Source organism: Erwinia sp. (genome assembly GCF_031978025.1).
Taxonomy (GTDB): Bacteria; Pseudomonadota; Gammaproteobacteria; order Enterobacterales; family Enterobacteriaceae; genus Erwinia.
Genome location: NZ_DALZCD010000400.1, coordinates 1 through 2738 on the forward strand (window position 1 = coordinate 1; position 2738 = coordinate 2738).

2 protein-coding genes are annotated in these 2738 nt (G+C 57.2%); both read left to right on the plus strand.

Annotation, left to right across the window (positions count from 1 at the left end; translation table 11 throughout):
* Window positions 1–148 precede the first annotated feature (148 nt).
* On the plus strand, window positions 149–1402 hold the full coding sequence (gene glyA, locus RTK32_RS20905) for a serine hydroxymethyltransferase (protein ID WP_312047292.1): 1254 nt from the start codon (window positions 149–151) through the stop codon (window positions 1400–1402).
* A gap of 193 nt (window positions 1403–1595) precedes the next feature.
* On the plus strand, window positions 1596–2738 hold a 1143-nt coding region (locus RTK32_RS20910; RefSeq protein ID WP_312047293.1), incomplete at its 3' end, for a 3-phenylpropionate MFS transporter.

Below are 2738 nucleotides of genomic sequence, written 5' to 3' on the forward strand. Positions count from 1 at the left end.
AACCCTTGCCAGTGCTGAAGCCAATCGTTTGCGTAAAAACCCTGCTTTCTGGCTATCCCTGAGCAGGCAAAACGGTTTACACTGTTGGCCTGCGCCCAAAAGGGCCATTCAATGCCGAATAGATTGTTAGCTGAGTCAGGAGAAGCGGATGTTAAAGCGTGAGATGAATATCGCCGATTATGATGCCGAGTTGTGGCAGGCAATGGAACAAGAAAAAGTGCGTCAGGAAGAGCACATTGAACTGATTGCTTCGGAAAACTACACCAGTCCGCGCGTGATGCAGGCGCAGGGATCTCAGCTGACCAACAAATACGCGGAAGGCTATCCGGGCAAGCGTTACTACGGCGGCTGTGAATACGTGGATATCATAGAACAGCTGGCAATCGATCGTGCTAAAGAGCTGTTTGGCGCGGATTTCGCCAACGTGCAGCCGCACTCTGGCTCTCAGGCCAACTTTGCCGTTTACACCGCGCTGCTGCAGCCGGGCGACACCATCCTGGGCATGAACCTGGCGCACGGCGGCCATCTGACCCACGGTTCACCGGTTAACCTGTCTGGCAAACTGTATAACGTGGTGCCTTACGGCATCGACGAGACCGGCAAAATCGATTACGACGATCTGGCCGCTCAGGCGCAGAAGCACAAGCCGAAAATGATTATCGGCGGCTTCTCGGCTTACTCCGGCATCTGTGACTGGGCAAAAATGCGTGAAATTGCCGACAGCATTGGCGCTTACCTGTTTGTAGATATGGCGCACGTCGCCGGTCTGATTGCCGCGGGCGTTTATCCCAACCCGGTTCCGCATGCGCATATCGTTACCACCACCACCCATAAAACCCTGGCGGGTCCGCGCGGCGGCCTGATCCTGGCGAAGGGTGGCGATGAAGATTTCTATAAAAAGCTGAACTCCGCCGTGTTCCCGGGCGGCCAGGGCGGCCCGCTGATGCACGTCATCGCCGGTAAAGCGGTAGCGCTGAAAGAAGCGATGGAGCCGGAGTTCAAGGTTTATCAGCAGCAGGTTGCTAAAAATGCCAAGGCAATGGTGGAAGTGCTGCTGGAGCGCGGTTACGACATCGTTTCCGGCGGAACCTACAACCATCTGTTCCTGATCGATCTGGTGGCGAAAAACCTGACCGGTAAAGAAGCGGATGCGGCGCTGGGTCGTGCCAACATCACTGTTAACAAAAACAGCGTGCCGAACGATCCGAAAAGCCCGTTTGTGACTTCCGGCATCCGCATCGGCTCGCCAGCGGTGACGCGTCGCGGCTTTAAGGAAGCAGAAGTGCGCCGGCTGGCCGGCTGGATCGGCGACATCCTTGATAATATCAACGATGAAGCGACCATCGAAAGGGTGAAAAAGCAGGTGCTGGAGCTTTGCGCTCGTTTCCCGGTCTACGCGTAAACGTCAAATCTTTCCCGGCAAACATGCGGGAAAGTGCACTGCTTCGGAACACCGGTGTATTACCCGGCGTGGTAAAGGCATCAACTCGCGGGAAAATGCATCCTGCTTCAGTACGCCGGAATATTAATCCGACGTGATAACGAAACGGGACGCCTTGTCCCGTTTTTTTCGTCTGTACATTGCCGGAGGGAAAATGGCAATCCGTTCTGCGGGGTGGCTCGGGCTTGGCTACTTCACCTACTTTTTTACCTATGGCATCTGGCTGCCTTTCTGGGCCGTTTGGCTGAAAGGCATTGGCCTTGATGCGGAAAAAATCGGCCTTTTGTTAGGCGTCGGGATGGTTTCCCGTTTCACCGGCAGCCTGCTTATCGCCTCCCGAGTGACGAATCCTTCCCGTTTGATTAGCGTGCTGCGCCTGCTGGCAGGGCTGTCGCTGTTATTCGCTCTGGGCTTCTGGTTTAGTGCGTACTGGGTCTGGCTGCTGCTGGTCATGGTTGGCTTTAACATTTTCTTCTCGCCGCTGGTTCCGCTGAGCGACGCGCTGGCCGCCACGTGGCAACGGCAGATTGGTATGGCCTACGGGCCAGTCAGGCTGTGGGGATCGCTGGCCTTTGTGATCAGTTCAGCGCTGACTGGCGTGCTGGTCAACGCTTTCTCTTACCAGGCGATCCTGTGGTTGCTCTGTGCAGGTACGGCAGCGATGCTTGGCGGAATGCTGCTTCGTCCGGCTACGCTGCCGCAGGGTGGAAATAAAGTTGTTGAACGTGCGGGCTGGCAGGACTGGCAGCGGCTGCTGAAATCAGCCTGGCGCTTTCTGCTCTGCGTCACCCTGATGCAGGGCGCGCATGCCGCCTACTATGGCTTCAGTGCTATCTGGTGGCAGGATGCCGGCTATTCAGCGAGCGTGGTGGGCTATCTCTGGTCACTGGGCGTGGTGGCGGAAATTATTGTTTTCGCCTCCAGCAATCGCCTGTTCGGTCGCTGGACCGCCCGTGACCTTCTGCTGCTCTCCGGCCTGTGCGCGCTGCTCCGCTGGAGCCTGATGGCCTCGACCACGGCTCTGCCGCTGCTGATCGTGGCGCAAATCCTGCACTGCGGCAGCTTTACCGTTTGTCATCTGGCGGCGATGCGCTTTATTGCTGCCCGAGACGGCGCCGAGGTTATTCGTCTGCAGTCCGTTTATTCGGCACTGGCGATGGGGGGCGGCATTGCCGTGATGACGATAGTCTGTGGCGCGCTGTTCCAGCATCTGCATGGCGGGGTATTTTGGGTCATGGCACTGCTGGTGGTACCGGCACTGTTTCTGCGGCCGGAAAAAAGCGCTCGCGTTGCGGCA